The following is a 237-nucleotide window of genomic DNA, read 5'->3' on the forward strand; positions in this document are numbered from 1 at the left end:
ACGCTACGACCGCAAGCAGCGGACCCTCACCGGCGTCCTCGCCCTCGACGCGATCTTCCTCGGCAACATCGCCATCGAACACGTCGAGGCCGCCACCCCCACCTCCCACCTCGCCGCACGCTGGGGCCTCACCCCGCGCCTGGCCCTGAACCTGGCCGTGCCCTACCTGGCCCGCAAGACCGTCTTCCAGATGGGCGGGGCCGGCGGCTCGGCGGCGGCCATCGCCCAGGAAGAAAC

Annotated in this window: 1 pseudogene; it reads left to right on the top strand. The window is 72.2% G+C overall.

Annotated elements, in window-relative coordinates:
• Positions 1-237, top strand: a pseudogene (locus ACQG3P_RS23480) (hypothetical protein); the annotation flags it as partial.

This window comes from Stenotrophomonas sp. SrG, from assembly GCF_050031795.1.
GTDB lineage: Bacteria > Pseudomonadota > Gammaproteobacteria > Xanthomonadales > Xanthomonadaceae > Stenotrophomonas > Stenotrophomonas rhizophila_A.